This window comes from Pontibacter deserti (assembly GCF_023630255.1).
GTDB lineage: Bacteria > Bacteroidota > Bacteroidia > Cytophagales > Hymenobacteraceae > Pontibacter > Pontibacter deserti.
Window position 1 is genome coordinate 1,036,411 of the sequence record NZ_JALPRS010000001.1, and the last position, 17,128, is coordinate 1,053,538.

Below are 17,128 nucleotides of genomic sequence, written 5' to 3' on the forward strand. Positions count from 1 at the left end.
CAAAGAATGTTTTAGTGGAGGTTAATTTTTTGGCACACGAATTGCAACTACCCTCTACAGTTGCGTATAAAGATTTTTTAACTCAAAAATGAATGTTATGAAAAAGGTAATCAGTTTAGCTCTAAGCCTTGTATTGATAGTTGCTGTTGCTTTTAGTGCATCGGCACAAACAGAACGCAGAGGCTGGAGCCCTCAGGCAAAAGGTGCAGTTATTGGTGGTGCTACTGGTGCTGCTGCAGGTGCAATCATCCATAAGCGTAACCGCGTTGTTGGTGGTGCTGTTGGTGCAGTAGTTGGTGCAGGTGCCGGTTATGGTGTTGGTAAGATCATCGATAACAAGCAGAAGAAAAAAGAAGCAGAGCGTATTGCAGCCGCTAACCGTGCAGCCGCCGCTAACAGAGCAGCTAATGCAAGAATGGCTTCATCAAGCAGAAGATCTTCTGCTCCTGCAAGTACTAAAGCTTCAACTAATGCACTGGTAGCTACTCAGCAGCCTGCTTTAGCTTATAACACAAACTCTATGGCTTATTTAGCAGACAACATGTTCCTGCCAAACCCTCACTTCGGTGACAGAGATAAGCCTTATCATACTTCTGAATACAGAAGAAAAAGCTGGTAATTAATACCTTTACCCATAAAAAAAACCAGTCAGTCATGACTGGTTTTTTTTTAATTCGTATAAGCCCAAAAATATATATGTGTTTTTGTATTTAAGTATACACTAAAAAACTAAAATTATGAGATCCTTAATTGCAATGCTTGCAGTAGCATTCTTGTTCACATCCTGCCAGAAAACCGAAGACGTTAAAGTGGTACAGGACCTGAATAAACAATTTATTGATGCCTGGAACAGTGAAGACGACAGTAAAGTGGAAGCCATGCTAGCCGAAGACGTAGACTTTGTGCAGGGCGAGATCCATTATAGCGGCAAGTCTGAAGTAGCTGATAAGTGGGTAAACGAAACCATTGAAACTATAGAAGACCTGCGACTGAATGTGGTAAGTTCTGGTATTGATAAGAATATAGCGTACGAAGCCGGTACATTTAGTGTGGATGTGAAACCTGAAGCTCCGGGTCAGCCGGGTGGCGAAGGCGAAGGTAACTTTATACTTCTCTGGAAAAAAGGGGAGGACGGAACCTGGAAACTTAGCTATGCCCAGTTAGAAGATTTGCCGGTACAGGCCAAAATGTAACAGCTAAAACTATAAGCTATAAAAAGAGCCGCCTTGGTAGAAAAGGGCGGCTCTTTTGTTAACTATTCTATCAAATCGGCTAAAGTATAAACTATAACCAGAAGTATAGCTGGAGCTAACTGCCACAGCTGTAGTTACCTAAAGCAAAAAAGCCTGCCGGTGTAAACCAGCAGGCTTTTGTTGTAGCGGGGAGCAGAATCGAACTGCCGACCTCAGGGTTATGAATCCTGCGCTCTAACCATCTGAGCTACCCCGCCGAATTGTGATGCAAAAGTAGGAAAAAGATTTAATTCTGCACAATACCTGAGCCAGAAAAAAAATATTTTATTTTCGATATATTAATAGAATCAAAAAATAACACTATACTTACTCAATCACTTACTATTATGCTCTATGATGAGATCTACAAAAACTAAATTTATTGCCGAATATCCGATTAACGCTTCTTCAAGATTACTGTACCCATACTTAAGCACTGCCAGCGGTTTGGCAGAATGGTTTTGCGACGATGTAAAAGTAGAAGCAAACAAAATATACAATTTCATCTGGGACGGTCGCAGCCATTTTGCTGAAATGACTGGTTTCCGTACTAACCGATCCGTACGTTTCCTTTTCCTGGATGAAAATCGCCAGCATGTTTCTGATCCATCTTATATAGACTTCTCAATTGAATCGAGTGAGCTTACACAGGAGCAGTTTCTGAAAGTAATAGATTATTCTGAAGAAGAAGACCAGGAAGAACTGGCCGAACTTTGGGAGCACCTGATGCAAAACCTGAGAGAAATAGTAGGCGGGTAGCGCACGGTCTGGTTCTGCTGCGTATCTTTGCACGATTTTTGGGGCCTGGGTGTTACTTTATAATCCGGCAGCTCCATGCAAGGCCGCTACGGTTTTTTTGCTCTCATGAAGAAATTAGATAAACTGATTATACGGTCGTTCATCGGCCCGTTTATACTTACATTTGCTGTAGTAGAGTTTATACTGCTCACACAGTACATGCTAAAATACCTCGACGAGTTGGTTGGTAAAGACCTTGGTGCGAGCGTGTTTGGCGAACTCCTTTTCTACTTCAGCCTTAATATGGCTCCTGTAGCCCTGCCGCTGGCGGCGCTGCTTTCGTCGCTTATGACCTATGGTACTTTAGGCGAGCACCACGAACTAACTGCCATCAAAACTTCCGGTATTGCTCTGCCACGCATCCTGCGCCCGGTTTTCTTTTTTACAGCAGTACTCGCAATTTGCGCCTTTTTCTTCAATAATAATATAGTACCTAAAGCTAACCTCAAAGCTTATAGTTTGCTTTGGGATATCAGGCAGACCAAACCTACCATGAACTTTAAGGAGGGTGCTTTTTATAATGGTCTACCGGGGTATAGTATAAAAATAAATGAAAAGCTAGGAGACGGAGGTACGTTACGCGATGTAATGATCTATGATCATACCCAGGGAGGCAATAATTCCAGGGTTATACTTGCCGACTCCGGGCGTATGTACACCCAGCATAATGAAAAGTATCTCGTTTTAGAGTTGTTCAGAGGTAATATTTATGTGAATCAGAACGACGGGACTTTCCGTGGATCCAACGAACAGTTTGTTCGACAGCGTTTTGATGAAAGCAAGATCATGTTCAATCTTTCTTCTTTTGACCTAAGCCGTACCCGCGAAGAGTACTTTGCTGAAAACAAAATGATGAAGAACATCACCGAACTTAAAGTTGTGACAGATTCTCTTACTAAACAGAATACTGACGAGCTCGCTAAGTTTGTAACCAATGTAGATCCTTTTTATATGTATATGAAAGTGGATACTACGCGATCTAAGTTTGGCGGCAGAGCAACTATCAATAAAGAAGTAATTAAAGAGTTGCCGGAGCCAACTTTATCTACAATGGTGATGGCTAAAAATAAAGCCCGAAATATTAAGAGTTTTACATCCAGTTACATTGAGCGCGTAAACAGCACAGTACGCGAAGCCAATAACTTTGAAATTGAGATCTGGAAGAAATATACTCAATCAGCCAGCATCCTGGTAATGTTCCTGATAGGGGCTCCGCTAGGTGCTATTATAAAGAAAGGTGGTTTGGGGGTACCGGTAATCATTTCGATCGTCTTCTTTATAGTTATGTATGTGCTTTCTATACTTGGCGAGAAATGGGCACGCGAGGGATTGGTACCTGTGCCGGTAGGGATGTGGGCATCTAATGCTATACTTATACCTATAGGCTTGTTCTTCCTGTACCAGGCTCGAAACGACTCCAGTTTATTGGAAATTGATTTCTGGCGTAAATTACTTACCAGGCTGAAGCGCAATAAATTGTAATTCCTGTTAAAAATAGAGCAGGTAAATAGTTTTTGATTAATTTAATTTTTTATATCTTTGCGGCTTATACGGCAATCTCATAGATAAAAACAGATTGATATTTATACGAAATGAAATTAACTACTGAAGCGAAACAAGAAATTTTCGAAAAGCACGGCATAAGCAAGTCTAAAACTGACACTGGTTCAGCTGAGTCTCAGATCGCGCTTTTCACTACACGCATTACTGATCTTACAGAGCACCTGAAGATTCATAAAAAAGATTTCAGCACCCGCCTGGGCCTTCTGAAACTGGTAGGTAAAAGAAGAAGATTGCTTAACTACCTTCAGAAAATCGATATCGAAAGATACAGAGCTATCATTAGCGAGCTAGGTATCAGAAAATAAACTATTTGGATTAGGGAATTCACAAAGGGAATTCCCTAATCTTTTTTATACCACTTCCGAATTCCTTCTTTGCCAGTACCCGACAGTGGCCGCAATGGGCAGCCCTGTTTTTTGATGCTAAAAAAATAATTGAAGATGTCACAAAACGCGATTACAAAAACTATCTTTCTTCCGGATGGCCGGGAGATAACTATTGAAACTGGTAAATTAGCCAAACAAGCCGATGGCTCTGTTGTGGTGAAAATGGGAAACACCATGCTGCTTGCTGCTATTGTTTCCAATAAAGAGGCCCGTGAAGGCGTTGACTTCCTGCCACTTTCTGTTGACTATCAGGAGAAGTTCGCTTCATCTGGTAAAATCCCTGGAGGTTTCTTAAAAAGAGAAGCTCGTCTTTCTGACTACGAAATATTGGTTTCGCGCCTGGTAGACCGTGTGCTGCGTCCGCTGTTCCCGGATGATTATCATGCTGAAACACAAATGACGATACACCTGATCTCTGCTGATACGGAGATTATGCCTGATGCACTTGCAGCTCTGGCGGCATCTGCTGCACTGGCTGTGTCTGATATTCCTTTTAACGGACCGATCTCTGAAGTACGTGTTGCTCGTATTGATGGCCAGTTAGTTATTAACCCTACTGTTTCTGACCTGCAGCGTGCTGACATCGATATGATGGTTGGTGCTTCTATGGACAGCGTTGTGATGGTAGAAGGTGAAATGAGTGAAGTTTCAGAGGCAGAAATGCTGGAAGCTATCAAATTTGCCCACGATGCCATTAAAGTTCATTGCCAGGCACAGCTGGAGCTTGCTGAGATGGTAGGTAAACTGCAGAAACGTGAATACTCTCATGAAACGCATAATGAAGAGCTACGCGAAAGAGTACGCACTGCTACTTACGATAAAGCATATGCTGTTGCAATGCGCGGTAGAGCTAACAAAGCTGAGCGTAAAGAAGGGTTCGCAGCTGTTCTGAATGAGTTTGTGGAGTCTTTGGGTGAGGAGCATGGTTATGATATGACCATGATCAAAACCTATTACCACGATGTTGAGAAGGAGGCTGTTCGTAACATGATTCTGGATGAGCGTGTGCGTTTAGATGGCCGTAGACTAGATGAGATCCGCCCGATCTGGTCAGAGGTGAACTATCTGCCTGCTACACACGGTTCAGCGATCTTTACTCGTGGTGAGACTCAGTCTTTAACTACAGTAACCTTAGGAACAAAGCTGGACGAGCAGATGATCGACAGCGCAATGGTATCAGGTACAAATAAATTCTTATTACACTATAACTTCCCTGCATTCTCAACTGGTGAGGTGAAGCCGAACAGAGGTCCTGGCCGTCGTGAGATCGGACACGGTAACCTTGCGCTTCGTGCTCTTAAGAAGGTATTGCCAGCAGATGCAGAGAATCCATATACTATCCGTATCGTTTCCGACATCCTGGAGTCTAACGGTTCTTCATCTATGGCTACAGTTTGTGCAGGTTCACTTGCACTAATGGACGCTGGTGTACCTGTTAAAGGTGGCGTATCTGGTATCGCAATGGGCCTTATCACAGATGAGAAGACTGGCAAATTTGCAGTGCTTTCTGATATACTTGGTGATGAAGACCACCTTGGTGATATGGACTTTAAAGTAGCTGGTACTAAAGATGGTATTACTGCCTGCCAGATGGATATTAAAGTTCACGGTTTATCTTACGATGTACTTGGCCAGGCACTTGAGCAGGCAAGAGGCGGACGTTTGCATATCCTGAACGAAATGAGCAAGACTATCGCTGCTGCTAACGCAGATTACAAGCCGCATACGCCACGTTCGTTCAACATGATCATCGATAAGGAGTTTATCGGTGCTGTTATCGGACCAGGTGGTAAAGTAATTCAGCAAATTCAGAAAGATACTGGTGCTACTATCATCATCGAAGAGAAAAACGAGAAAGGTCACGTAAACATCTTCGCCAGCAACCAGGACTCAATGAACAGCGCAGTTTCTAAGATCAAAGGAATTGTTGCTCAGCCTGAAATTGGTGAAGTATACATTGGTAAAGTTAAGTCTATACAGCCTTACGGTGCCTTTGTTGAGTTTATGCCAGGTAAAGATGGCTTACTTCATATTTCTGAGATCAAGCACGAGCGTGTGGAAACTATGGACGGCGTACTGGAAGTAGGCGAGGAAATAAAAGTTAAGCTTATCGACGTAGACAAGAAGACTGGTAAGTTTAAACTGTCTCGTAAGGCTATACTTCCGAAACCGGAAGCTCCTCAGCAAAATCAGTAATATTTTCAGGGCTCCTGATGCTGCAACAGGTTGACTGCTATGGCATCAGGAGTTTTTATTTTTGGATTCGCGTACAGGTTCTTGATTTTATTCGTAATATGTAAGAACTTTGCGCGATTTTCTGATGTTACCAAACCTGAGAGCCCAAATAAAAATTTCACATTTTTGCAATTATAATATACTCTGATGAGACAACTCAAGATAAGCAAACAGATCACGAACCGCGAAAGCCAGTCCCTTGATAAATATTTACAGGAGATTGGTAAAGTAGATTTGCTTACACCAGACGAGGAGGTTTCGTTAGCACAGAGAATCAAAGAGGGAGATCAGTTTGCACTTGAGAAACTAACAAAGGCTAACTTACGCTTCGTGGTATCTGTAGCAAAGCAGTACCAGAACCAGGGGTTGTCTTTAGGTGACCTTATCAACGAAGGTAATCTGGGTCTGATCAAAGCAGCGAAGCGTTTCGACGAAACAAGAGGTTTTAAATTCATCTCTTATGCCGTATGGTGGATCCGTCAGTCCATTCTGCAGGCTTTGGCCGAGCAGTCGCGTATTGTGCGTTTACCATTGAACCGTGTGGGTTCACTTAACAAGATCTCTAAGTCGTTTTCAGAACTGGAGCAGAAATTCGAGCGTGAGCCTTCACCTGAAGAAATTGCTGAAGTACTGGAGCTGACAACTGCTGAAGTAGTTGATACCCTGAAGATTTCAGGCCGCCACGTATCTGTGGATGCCCCGTTTGTGCAAGGCGAAGAAAACCGTTTGCTGGATGTTCTGGAAAACGAAGACGAAGAATCACCAGACATGGGTCTTATGAATGATTCGCTTCGTAAAGAAGTACAGCGTGCACTTTCTACTTTAACCAAGCGTGAAGCTGATGTAATAACATTATACTTTGGCTTGAACGGAGAACACTCGCTTACACTGGAAGAAATAGGTGAGAAGTTTAACCTGACCCGTGAGCGTGTTCGCCAGATCAAAGAGAAAGCGATCAGAAGACTTCGCCATACATCAAGAAGCAAAGCACTGAAGCCATACTTAGGTTAACCCTGAAGTATACTTAGCAAAAGCCCCGGCCAGAAGCCGGGGCTTTTGTCGTTTATAAGATGTTGTTTAGGCTATTTATGCCAACAGGATGCAGGCAAAGGAGCAGATTTTTTGTATACTTGCATCCAAAATAAATTGCACCGTATTTCCATGGAAATAGAAAGAGTTAAATGCCTTATTATCGGTTCTGGCCCTGCCGGTTATACCGCTGCTATATATGCATCCAGAGCAGGTCTTAAACCTGTTTTATATCAGGGTTTACAGCCTGGTGGTCAGCTTACCATTACCAACGATGTAGAGAATTATCCTGGCTATCCGGATGGAATAAACGGACCGGCGATGATGGAGGATTTCAGAAAGCAGGCAGAGCGATTTGGTACTGATGTGCGCTATGGTATTGCCACTGCAGTTGATTTTTCCGGGCAGCCGCATAAAGTAACAATTGACGACCAGAAAGTAATTGAAGCCGATACTGTGATCATTTCTACGGGTGCATCAGCTAAGTGGCTGGGTCTTGAATCAGAAGCTAAACTGAATGGGAACGGGGTTTCTGCATGTGCTGTATGTGATGGTTTCTTTTACCGCGGACAAGAGGTAGCTATAGTTGGTGCCGGTGATACTGCTGCTGAGGAAGCTACATACCTGGCAAACCTTTGCAAAAAAGTTTACATGATCGTGCGTCGGGAGGAAATGCGTGCCTCGATTATTATGCAGGAGAGAGTAAAGAAGACCCCAAACATTGAAATTCTGTGGAATTCTGTAACAGATGAAATCTTAGGGGATGATGTGGTTACAGGCGTGCGCGTTAAGAATGTGCTGACTAATGAAACAAAAGAGATTGCGGTAAGTGGTTTCTTTGTAGCAATAGGACATAAGCCTAATTCTGATATTTTTGCGGAGTACCTCAACCTTGATGAAAACGGTTACATTCGTACCATTCCAGGCACTTCCAAAACGAATATAGATGGTGTTTTTGCATGCGGCGATGTACAGGATTATACTTACCGTCAGGCAGTTACGGCGGCAGGTTCTGGTTGCATGGCTGCACTGGATGCAGAACGTTACCTTGCCGCAAACGATTTGCACTAAATTTTTATAGTAGTAGCGCCATATACCTGCACTTTATTTTAATTTATAGTGTTGGTGTGGCTACAATAAAGTGGCTTTGAAGAAGTTTATGAATGCGAAAAGCGCAAGCATAACCATCAGAATGCCTAATTGAAAAACCAATGCCAAAGTTTAAAAGTCCCTTATCAGTTGTACTTTTTCTATTCTGCTTATTGTTCCTTGCTAATGGCGCAGTAGCACAGAAGAAAGCCAAAGACCTGTTTAAGGTAAAATCTCCTAAAATTCAGTACGTTCGGCCTGATACAACTATACTTATAAAGTATGAAGAGTTTGACGATGAGAACTCTGATGCAGGCAAGTCTATTAATTTTAGTCCTAAAAAGGAGCTATCTATAGTTAGTGAAGACACAAGCGAACTGGACCTGGGTGAGCAGCATATCCTGGAAGTATCAGACGAAGTTTTGATCGATTCATCCTGGATCAGGATTGCCGGCTATTATGCCATCTGGGATACACGGAATATCAATCCGTACCGCATGGATGCTAGGCAGCTAAAAGATACAGTAGATGTGAAATTGTATGATCCGCGCGCGAACCGTAACTATAAAATGCCATTGGTATCTACGCCTGTAACAAGTCATTTTGGTCATAGAGGTTACCGCTGGCATTACGGTACCGATATAGACCTTGACACGGGGGACAGCATTTTCTCAGCTTTTGATGGTGTGGTGCGCATAAACAAGTGGGATGGTAGCGGCTATGGTAATTACATTGTAGTGCGTCACTATAACGGCCTTGAGACACTATACGGGCACATGAGTAAAGCCATAGCTAAACCTGGCCAGTTTGTAAAAGCAGGTGAAATGATCGGTTTAGGTGGTAGTACAGGTCGTAGTTCCGGCCCACATCTTCACTACGAAGTACGTTACCAGGGTAACCCGATGGACCCTGAGAACATCTACGACTTTCCTGATTACCTCTTAAAAGGTCAGAACTTTCAGATTACTTCTGCGCTGTTTAATTATTATAACAAAGCTAAAAGAAGCTCATCCAGCAGCGGACGCAGATCATATTATCATACGATTCGTAAAGGAGATACTTTATCAGGAATTGCCAAAAAATATGGCGTATCTGCAAGCCAAGTAGCAAGACTTAATGGCATGAGTACCCGTTCCACCTTACGTGTTGGAAGAAAGTTACGTGTGAGATAACAATACAAAACTATGAAATTAGATATACTTACTTTTGCCGCCCACCCAGATGATGCTGAATTAGGTTGTGCCGGTACTATCATAGCCCATATTGCTGCCGGTAAAAAAGTAGGTATTGTTGATCTTACAAGAGGGGAGCTCGGAACACGTGGCACCCCTGAAACCCGTGCTGCCGAAGCAGAAGCGGCATCTGAGATTATGGGATTATCTGTGCGGGATAATCTTGATTTTGCTGACGGTTTTTTTGTAAACGATAAAGCACATCAATTAAAGATTATAAAAAAAATACGGCAATACAAACCTGAGTTGGTTATTATGAACGCCATTCACGATCGTCACCCGGACCACGGGAGAGGATCACAGGTAGTATCTGAAGCTTGTTTTTTGGCTGGACTTAAGATGATCAAAACTTCAGGACCTGACGGAGAGAAGCAGGAGGCATGGCGTCCTAAAGTAGTGTATCATTTTATTCAGGATCGGTATATTAAGCCAGACGTGATTGTAGATATTACTCCTTTTTGGGATAAGAAACTGGAGAGTATTCGGGCCTTCAAATCCCAATTCTTTAATCCGGAAGACACCTCTGAAAACACATATATTTCCTCACCGGAGTTTATGGAGTTCCTGGAAGCAAGAGCCAAAGAATACGGGCATGCTATAGGTGTAAAATACGGGGAAGGATTTACTGTGGATCGCCACATTGGAGTTAAGAGCTTATTTGATCTGATCTAATATAGTTCAGGTATAAAAAGAAAGGGCGCTATTAACTATAGCGCCCTTTCTTTTTATTTATACTTACGGTTAGGTTCTGTTCTTTCTCCAGTTTGAAGTCTTAGGTGCGTTATGCACAGCACCATTTTCTGTTAGCTTTGGCTTTTGTTTCTGCATCAGCATAGCAGCGAGGGCCACAGCTATTTCTTCTTCAGCTTCAGATGCCTGTGGTTTTAAAACATCTGGTGTAAAGTAGCGCTCAATAAATTTAGTGTCGAAGTTACCGCTTACAAAGGCCTCGTGCTGCAATACATACTTACCAAATGGGAGCGTGGTTTCTATACCTGTTATCTGGTATTCATCAATCGCACGAATCATTTTCTCAATAGCTTCCTGACGATCCTTACCAAATGTAACCAGCTTCGCGATCATCGGATCATAGTAAATGGGTATATCCATACCTTGCTCAAAGCCATCATCTACACGTACCCCTAAACCTTGCGGACGCTTATACGTTTCCAGTTTTCCAATATCAGGTAAGAAGTTATTGGTAGGGTCTTCAGCATAAACGCGCAACTCTAACGCGTGGCCATTTATACTTAATTCTTCCTGACGAAAAGCTAAGGTTTTCCCTTCTGCTACCTGTATTTGCTCGCGTACAAGGTCTAAACCAGTAATTTGTTCAGTTACCGGGTGTTCTACTTGTAAACGGGTGTTCATCTCTAGGAAGTAGAAGTTCAGGTTCTCATCAACTAAGAACTCAACGGTGCCGGCTCCTACATAATCGCAGGCTTTCGCTACATTCACGGCACAGCGGCCCATTTCTTCCCTCAGTCCAGGTGTAAGTACAGCAGATGGTGCTTCTTCAATTACTTTCTGATGGCGACGCTGTATAGAACACTCACGCTCAAATAAATGCACAATGTTCCCATGTGTATCACCTAACACCTGAATTTCGATATGGCGAGGGGATCCGATATATTTTTCAATAAATACGGATCCATCGCCGAATGCAGAAGTAGCTTCGCTTACAGCTAACTGCATCTGTTCTTCGAAGAACTCTACACTCTCTACCACACGCATACCTTTGCCACCACCACCGGCACTGGCTTTGATAAGTATAGGGAAACCTATTTTCTGTGCGATCAGCTTTGCTTCTTCTACATCAGTAATGGCATATTCGGTGCCAGGCACCATAGGGATGTTATACTTGGCAACAGCAGCTTTGGCGGCCAGTTTGCTACCCATCAGCTCAATGGCTTCCGGCGACGGACCTATAAAGATTAAGCCAGCTTCTTCTACAGCCTTGGCAAATCCAGCATTTTCAGAAAGGAAGCCGTAACCCGGGTGAATAGCATCTACGTTTAACTGCCTGCAAACATCAATAATAACATCACCACGCAGGTATGATTCGTTAGATTTTGGTCCTCCTACGCAAACCGCTTCGTCTGCAAAACGTACATGCAGTGCGTTGCGGTCAGCTTCGCTATAAATAGCAACTGTTTTAATGCCCATTTCCTTAGCGGTACGCATTACACGAAGTGCAATTTCGCCACGGTTGGCAACTAATATCTTATTTATTTTTCTCATGCCGGAGCTGTGGTTAATCTGAGTTCAAAGAAACGGGTTTGCAGCCAAACTTAAAAGCCATATATTTAAAAAAGCCTTTTACTGCAAAGGTTTACATTGTAATTGATAGCACAAAAACTTAAATTTGCGCTGCTTTATGCAAAAATTCGTATGAATGCATATTAAGCACATTAAGACTGAAATATCCCGATAACTAAATTATTACTCAAGTGGATTTATTTGAAAAACTGAAGACCAACAGAGGTCCGTTAGGTAGCCACTCCCATTATGCGCATGGTTACTTTACTTTTCCTAAACTGGAAGGGGAGATCGCTCCACGCATGAAATTCAGGGGCAAGGACGTTCTAACCTGGAGCCTTAACAACTATTTAGGTCTTGCTAACCACCCGGAAGTACGTAAAGCTGATGCTGAAGCTGCTGCAGAGTGGGGTATGGCTTACCCGATGGGTGCCCGCATTATGTCTGGTAACTCTAACCACCACGAAAAATTAGAAGCAGAACTGGCCGAGTTTGTTCAGAAGCCGGATGCGTTGCTTTTAAACTTCGGTTACCAGGGTGTGGTATCTATTATTGATGCCTTAGTTGATCGCCACGATGTAATAGTTTACGATGCAGAGTCGCATGCCTGTATAATTGATGGTTTACGTCTGCACCAGGGCAAGCGCTTTGTGTATGCGCACAACGATATGGCCAGCCTTGAGAAACAGTTAGAGCGTGCTACGCGCTGGGCTGAAAATACAGGTGGTGCTATACTTGTGATTACAGAAGGTGTATTTGGTATGTCTGGTAATCTGGGCAGCCTGGATGAAGTGGTGAAGTTAAAAGAGAAGTTTCAGTTCCGTTTATTTGTAGATGATGCACACGGCTTTGGAACGATGGGTAAGACTGGTGCCGGTACTGGTGAGCACTTAAACTGCCAGGATGGTATCGATGTATACTTCTCTACGTTTGCCAAGTCAATGGCCAGCATTGGTGCCTTTGTGGCTGCTGATGAGCAGGTGGTAGAGTATCTTCGCTATAACATGCGTTCGCAAATCTTTGCTAAGTCGTTGCCAATGCCTTTGGTAATTGGTGCCCTTAAGCGTTTAGAGTTACTGCGTACCAAACCTGAGCTTAAAGATCAACTATGGACAGTAGTAAACGCACTTCAGTCTGGCTTGCGCGAAAAAGGCTTTAATATCGGTACAACAACTTCGCCTGTAACACCGGTATTCCTGAACGGCCAAATTCCTGATGCTACGCAGTTAACGCTGGACCTACGTGAAAACTATAACATCTTCTGTTCAATAGTAGTGTACCCGGTGGTACCGAAAGATGTGATCATGCTGCGTCTGATACCTACGGCTGCGCACACACTGGATGATGTAAAAGAGACGATTGATGCCTTCGAGAAAATTGCACAAAAATTGGACAAAGGCTTGTACTCTAAGTCACCGGTTACCGCTTAGTTTGCTCTAAAGGCATATATTAAATTTCTTTAATTTTTGCTTGTTATTACTAAATGTGTATATTAGAGCTATTAAACCAAATGTTTCACTATAACAAATAGCTCTAATGAACAACAACTTTAGCAAACTGAGAGACCTTGTTATGTCGCTTGAATCCGATTTCGAAAAGTTCTACGACAAAAACAACGCTGCTGCAGGTACACGTGTACGTAAAGGCATGCAGGATCTGAAAAACATGGCTCAGGACATCCGTAAGGAAGTTCAGGACATGAAAAACAGCACTGCTGATAAAAAATAGTAATCAGACAGACTACTGAAAATAAAAAAGGTGAACTGAAAAGTTCACCTTTTTTTATTCATAATTTATTGATTTATAGCTAGTTAACCTTTACCAGGTAATAATTCTTTTTACCTTTTTGTACAACCAGGTATTTGTCCTGAAGCAGCTCATAGTTTACAGGCTCATCAGGGTTCTGTACTTTCTGGCGGTTTACACTTACCCCACCATTCTTGATCATGCGCTTAGCTTCACCCTTCGATTCGAAGATCTGGCCGCTGGTTAAATCAGAGAGCAGGTCACTGATGCCTGGGGCTTCAGCGTAAGCAGATTTGCTAACTTCTATCTGCGGCACTCCCTCGAATACAGAAAGCAGAATTTCTTCTTTTAACCCTTTTAGTGTCTCTAAATCGCCTTTTCCAAATAAAATTTCTGAAGCTTCTATCGCAGCTAAATAATCTTCTTCAGAATGCACCCGAATTGTAACTTCTTTAGCTAAGGCTTTCTGCAAAACACGCAGGTGAGGAGCTTGTTTGTGCTCTTCTGTCAATCGTTCAATTTCATCTTGAGGAAGTAAAGTATAAACCTTAATTAGTTTTTCCGCTTCTTCATCAGAGAGGTTAAGCCAGAACTGGTAGAATTTGTATGGTGAAGTTAAAGTAGCATCCAACCAAATGTTGCCGCCTTCAGATTTTCCGAATTTAGTACCATCCGATTTTGTTACCAGCTTTCCTACTAAAGCATAAGCTTTGCCACCATCCATACGACGGATGAGCTCAGTGCCGGTTGTAATGTTACCCCACTGATCGGAAGCACCCATCTGCAGTTTAACCCCTTTGTTTTTATACAAATGATAGAAGTCGTAGCCCTGTATCAATTGGTAGGTAAATTCTGTAAATGATAGGCCTTCGGCACGGTCACCATCTTCGTCGGCACTGATTCGTTTTTTCACTGAATCTTTGGCCATCATATAGTTTACCGTAAGGTGCTTACCTACCTCGCGCAGGAAGCCCAGAAAGCTGAATTCTTTAAACCAGTCGTAGTTGTTCACAATTTCAGCAGAGTTGGTTCCGGCGTTAAAGTCCAGGAATTTCTCCAGCTGTACTTTTATACTTTCCTGGTTGGCACGCAAAGTATTTTCATCAAGTAGGTTCCGTTCAGCAGACTTGCCTGATGGGTCACCGATCATACCAGTTGCTCCACCAACCAATGCTACAGGCTTGTGGCCAGCACGCTGCAGGTGCACCAGCAACATAATAGTAGCCAGGTTACCAATATGTAAAGAGGAGGCAGTCGGATCGAAGCCAATGTAACCAGTGGTCATACCAGAAGCTAATTGCTCTTCGGTGCCTGGCATGAAATCATGGAGCATGCCTCTCCATCTTAATTCTTCTATCAGATTCATTTATAGTTCAAGCTTTCTATTCAAGGCAAATATATAAAAGAGTTGGAAGTTAACACGGGCTAAATGCTTTTCTTAAGCTATAGTTTACAGTATAGGCTCTTATAGTTTAATGCAATTTAAACTTGTAACCACCTTTTTCAAGTGTTTAGTACAGCACTTTCTGCTGTTTACTATAAGTTAGTTATATGGCCGAACAAATACTATAAGCTGTAGTACAAGAAAGCAAACCTCTGCTGGTATACTTATTTGATACTTCAATGACTTTACCTGCTGCACCGCTAATTGATCCAGCCTTGGCTGACTCCCGGGTATCTAGAATTGAATATCTTATTCTGGGTATAGTTGCTGTGCACATAGCTTTAGGCATTGGCAGTTTCCACTACAACAGGAGCTTCTTCGACAGGTATATAGTGGAAGACGGGTATATTGAGAACATCACTGCACTTACGTTGCTGTTTATTTCTGTCATTTTATGGATAGCTGCTTATAGAAACAATGGGGTTTTACGACTTGCCCTCGGCTTTGTAGCCCTGGTGTTTTTATTCGGAAGCGGGGAGGAGATTTCATGGGGGCAACGCATCTTAAATTTTCAAACACCTGGCGAGTTAAAAGATGTGAACACACAAGGCGAGTTTAACCTACATAATATTAAACTGAATGATGTAAAGCTGAACAAGCTGATCTTTGGTACAGTGATGTATACAGGCATTATTTTATACTTTGTTATTTTGCCAGCGCTGTATCAGTTCAGGTCTTTTTTTCATACCCGCAGCTATATGCTTTTGCCGTTGCCTAAGTTAGAGTGGGGGATCATGTACCTGGGTATCTTTCTGGTGCTCTTCTTTATACCACATGGTAAACTCTGGGAACTGCAGGAGTTTACCTTTTCTGTTTTTTTGCTTTCCTCTCTGTTTTTCCAGTTCAACCCCAAGTTCTATACGTTGGTGTCAGGAGGCAGGGCTAATTATACTTTTGCCGGCTAATAATTGGGGTTTATACTTTCATTTTAACCCTTATGCCTTAAATTTGTGTAGCAGAATTTTTACTACTTAGCCCTACCTGTTACACATGGCGCACACCCCCGAGAGTATTTTAGAACAACTCCAGAAACGCAATTTTGCTCCCGTATACTTCCTGCAGGGCGAGGAACCTTATTACATCGACCTGATTTCGGACTATATAGAGCAACATGCATTGCAGGAGCACGAGAAAGGCTTTAACCAGGTAGTTATCTATGGTAAGGATGTGGATGTGGCAACGGTACTACTACAGGCAAAGCGCTTCCCGATGATGGCCGACCGCTCGGTGGTTATAGTTAAAGAAGCCCAAAGTATACAGGATATAGACAAAGAAGAAGGAGCGAAGCAACTCGAAGCATACCTGCAGAATCCGTTACCTTCCACCATACTGGTGCTCGGGTACAAGCACAAAACACTGGACGGCCGGAAGTCTATATCAAAGGCTTTTGCGCAGCACGCTGTCATGCTGACTACCAAAAAGCTTTATGACAACCAGGTGCCGGCATGGGTTAACAGCTACCTGAAATCTAAAAATATCAAAGCTACGCCGCAGGCAGTACAGCAACTCAGTGATTTTATAGGTGCAGACCTGTCAAGGTTAGCAAATGAGATAGACAAGTTGTTACTGAACCTGAAGCCGGGGCAGACAATTGATGAGCGTGTAGTACAGGAAAATGTAGGCATCAGTAAAGAGTATAATATCTTTGAACTGCAGGCTGCTATCATTGCCCAGGATGCTTTAAAGGCAAACCGCATTGTAAATTACTTTGAGGCCAATCCCAAAAATAACCCGGTAATTCCTAACATAGGTATGTTGTTTTCGTTTTTTACGAAACTCCTGAGCCTGCAGGCTGCCACTGATAAATCGGAAGCTGGTATTAAAAAGTTGTTAGGACAGCAAGCCTGGAAGGTAAAGGAATACCAGTATGCCATGCGCATTTATCCTATAAACAGAGTTGCAGATATCATACATTTTATCAGGGTAGCGGACCTTCAATCGAAAGGTATAACCGGGGGCGATATGAGTGAAGCTGATATTCTGCGGGAGTTGGTGTTTAAGATTTTGCATCCGGTGCCCAAAGCGTTACCTGTTTAATATTTCAGGAATAGCACAATATTTTAGTTTGCCGGACATTATATACTAGTAAAGCTATGTTTTGTGCTGTAGCTGCAT

General features: G+C 42.7%; 16 protein-coding genes and 1 tRNA gene. 14 read left to right on the plus strand and 3 right to left on the minus strand.

Annotated features, from left to right (window positions below):
• Positions 1 to 97 precede the first annotated feature (97 nt).
• Both MJ612_RS04445 and MJ612_RS04450 read left to right on the plus strand, forming a co-directional pair.
• Positions 98 to 619, plus strand: coding sequence for a glycine zipper domain-containing protein (locus tag MJ612_RS04445; RefSeq protein ID WP_187029822.1), 522 nt, complete (start codon positions 98 to 100; stop codon positions 617 to 619).
• A 118-nt stretch (positions 620 to 737) separates the two neighbouring features.
• Positions 738 to 1,193 carry a YybH family protein gene (locus tag MJ612_RS04450; protein ID WP_187029824.1) on the plus strand — a complete coding sequence of 152 codons (456 nt, stop codon included), beginning with the start codon at positions 738 to 740 and terminating at the stop codon, positions 1,191 to 1,193.
• A gap of 183 nt (positions 1,194 to 1,376) precedes the next feature.
• Here MJ612_RS04450 and MJ612_RS04455 read toward each other — a convergent pair.
• A tRNA-Met gene (locus MJ612_RS04455) sits at positions 1,377 to 1,450 on the minus strand.
• 136 nt (positions 1,451 to 1,586) lie between these two features.
• Between MJ612_RS04455 and MJ612_RS04460 the strand changes: the two genes are divergently transcribed.
• The 8 genes from MJ612_RS04460 to bshB1 all read left to right on the plus strand — a co-directional run bounded on the left by MJ612_RS04460 (position 1,587) and on the right by bshB1 (position 10,236).
• Positions 1,587 to 1,991, plus strand: coding sequence for an START-like domain-containing protein (locus tag MJ612_RS04460; RefSeq protein ID WP_317233037.1), 405 nt, complete (start codon positions 1,587 to 1,589; stop codon positions 1,989 to 1,991).
• Positions 1,992 to 2,096: 105 nt separating this feature from the next.
• Positions 2,097 to 3,512, plus strand: coding sequence for an LptF/LptG family permease (locus MJ612_RS04465; protein ID WP_187029826.1), 1,416 nt, complete (start codon positions 2,097 to 2,099; stop codon positions 3,510 to 3,512).
• A gap of 110 nt (positions 3,513 to 3,622) precedes the next feature.
• Positions 3,623 to 3,898, plus strand: coding sequence for a 30S ribosomal protein S15 (rpsO, locus tag MJ612_RS04470; protein WP_187029828.1), 276 nt, complete (start codon positions 3,623 to 3,625; stop codon positions 3,896 to 3,898).
• A 135-nt stretch (positions 3,899 to 4,033) separates the two neighbouring features.
• Positions 4,034 to 6,175 (plus strand): polyribonucleotide nucleotidyltransferase, encoded by a 2,142-nt coding sequence (pnp, locus tag MJ612_RS04475; RefSeq protein ID WP_187029830.1) that lies wholly within the window; start codon positions 4,034 to 4,036, stop codon positions 6,173 to 6,175.
• Between the two features lie 186 nt (positions 6,176 to 6,361).
• Positions 6,362 to 7,225, plus strand: coding sequence for a sigma-70 family RNA polymerase sigma factor (locus MJ612_RS04480; RefSeq protein ID WP_025605096.1), 864 nt, complete (start codon positions 6,362 to 6,364; stop codon positions 7,223 to 7,225).
• A gap of 150 nt (positions 7,226 to 7,375) precedes the next feature.
• A complete protein-coding gene (gene trxB / locus MJ612_RS04485; RefSeq protein WP_187029832.1) occupies positions 7,376 to 8,314 on the plus strand; it encodes a thioredoxin-disulfide reductase in 939 nt (312 codons plus the stop codon).
• A gap of 140 nt (positions 8,315 to 8,454) precedes the next feature.
• Positions 8,455 to 9,504, plus strand: a complete 1,050-nt coding sequence (locus MJ612_RS04490) for a M23 family metallopeptidase (RefSeq protein ID WP_187029834.1) — start codon at positions 8,455 to 8,457, stop codon at positions 9,502 to 9,504.
• Positions 9,505 to 9,516: 12 nt separating this feature from the next.
• Entirely contained in the window at positions 9,517 to 10,236 is a 720-nt protein-coding gene (gene bshB1, locus MJ612_RS04495; RefSeq protein ID WP_187029836.1) for a bacillithiol biosynthesis deacetylase BshB1, read from the plus strand.
• Between the two features lie 69 nt (positions 10,237 to 10,305).
• Here the strand turns inward: bshB1 and accC are convergent, their stop codons facing one another.
• Positions 10,306 to 11,805: an acetyl-CoA carboxylase biotin carboxylase subunit gene (gene accC, locus MJ612_RS04500; RefSeq protein ID WP_187029838.1), complete on the minus strand. Its 1,500-nt coding sequence runs from the start codon at positions 11,803 to 11,805 to the stop codon at positions 10,306 to 10,308.
• 209 nt (positions 11,806 to 12,014) lie between these two features.
• On the opposite strand from accC, the gene MJ612_RS04505 reads away from it, so the two are divergent.
• Positions 12,015 to 13,253, plus strand: a complete 1,239-nt coding sequence (locus MJ612_RS04505; protein WP_187029840.1) for an aminotransferase class I/II-fold pyridoxal phosphate-dependent enzyme — start codon at positions 12,015 to 12,017, stop codon at positions 13,251 to 13,253.
• 106 nt (positions 13,254 to 13,359) lie between these two features.
• Positions 13,360 to 13,551 (plus strand): histone H1, encoded by a 192-nt coding sequence (locus MJ612_RS04510; RefSeq protein ID WP_162344393.1) that lies wholly within the window; start codon positions 13,360 to 13,362, stop codon positions 13,549 to 13,551.
• 79 nt (positions 13,552 to 13,630) lie between these two features.
• On the opposite strand, the gene tyrS is transcribed toward MJ612_RS04510, so the two are convergent.
• A complete protein-coding gene (tyrS, locus tag MJ612_RS04515; protein ID WP_187029842.1) occupies positions 13,631 to 14,935 on the minus strand; it encodes a tyrosine--tRNA ligase in 1,305 nt (434 codons plus the stop codon).
• A 257-nt stretch (positions 14,936 to 15,192) separates the two neighbouring features.
• Here tyrS and MJ612_RS04520 point away from each other — a divergent pair, with 257 nt between their 5' ends.
• Positions 15,193 to 15,918, plus strand: a complete 726-nt coding sequence (locus MJ612_RS04520; protein ID WP_187029844.1) for a hypothetical protein — start codon at positions 15,193 to 15,195, stop codon at positions 15,916 to 15,918.
• Between the two features lie 85 nt (positions 15,919 to 16,003).
• Positions 16,004 to 17,050, plus strand: coding sequence for a DNA polymerase III subunit delta (gene holA, locus MJ612_RS04525; RefSeq protein ID WP_187029846.1), 1,047 nt, complete (start codon positions 16,004 to 16,006; stop codon positions 17,048 to 17,050).
• The last annotated feature ends 78 nt before the right edge of the window (positions 17,051 to 17,128 follow it).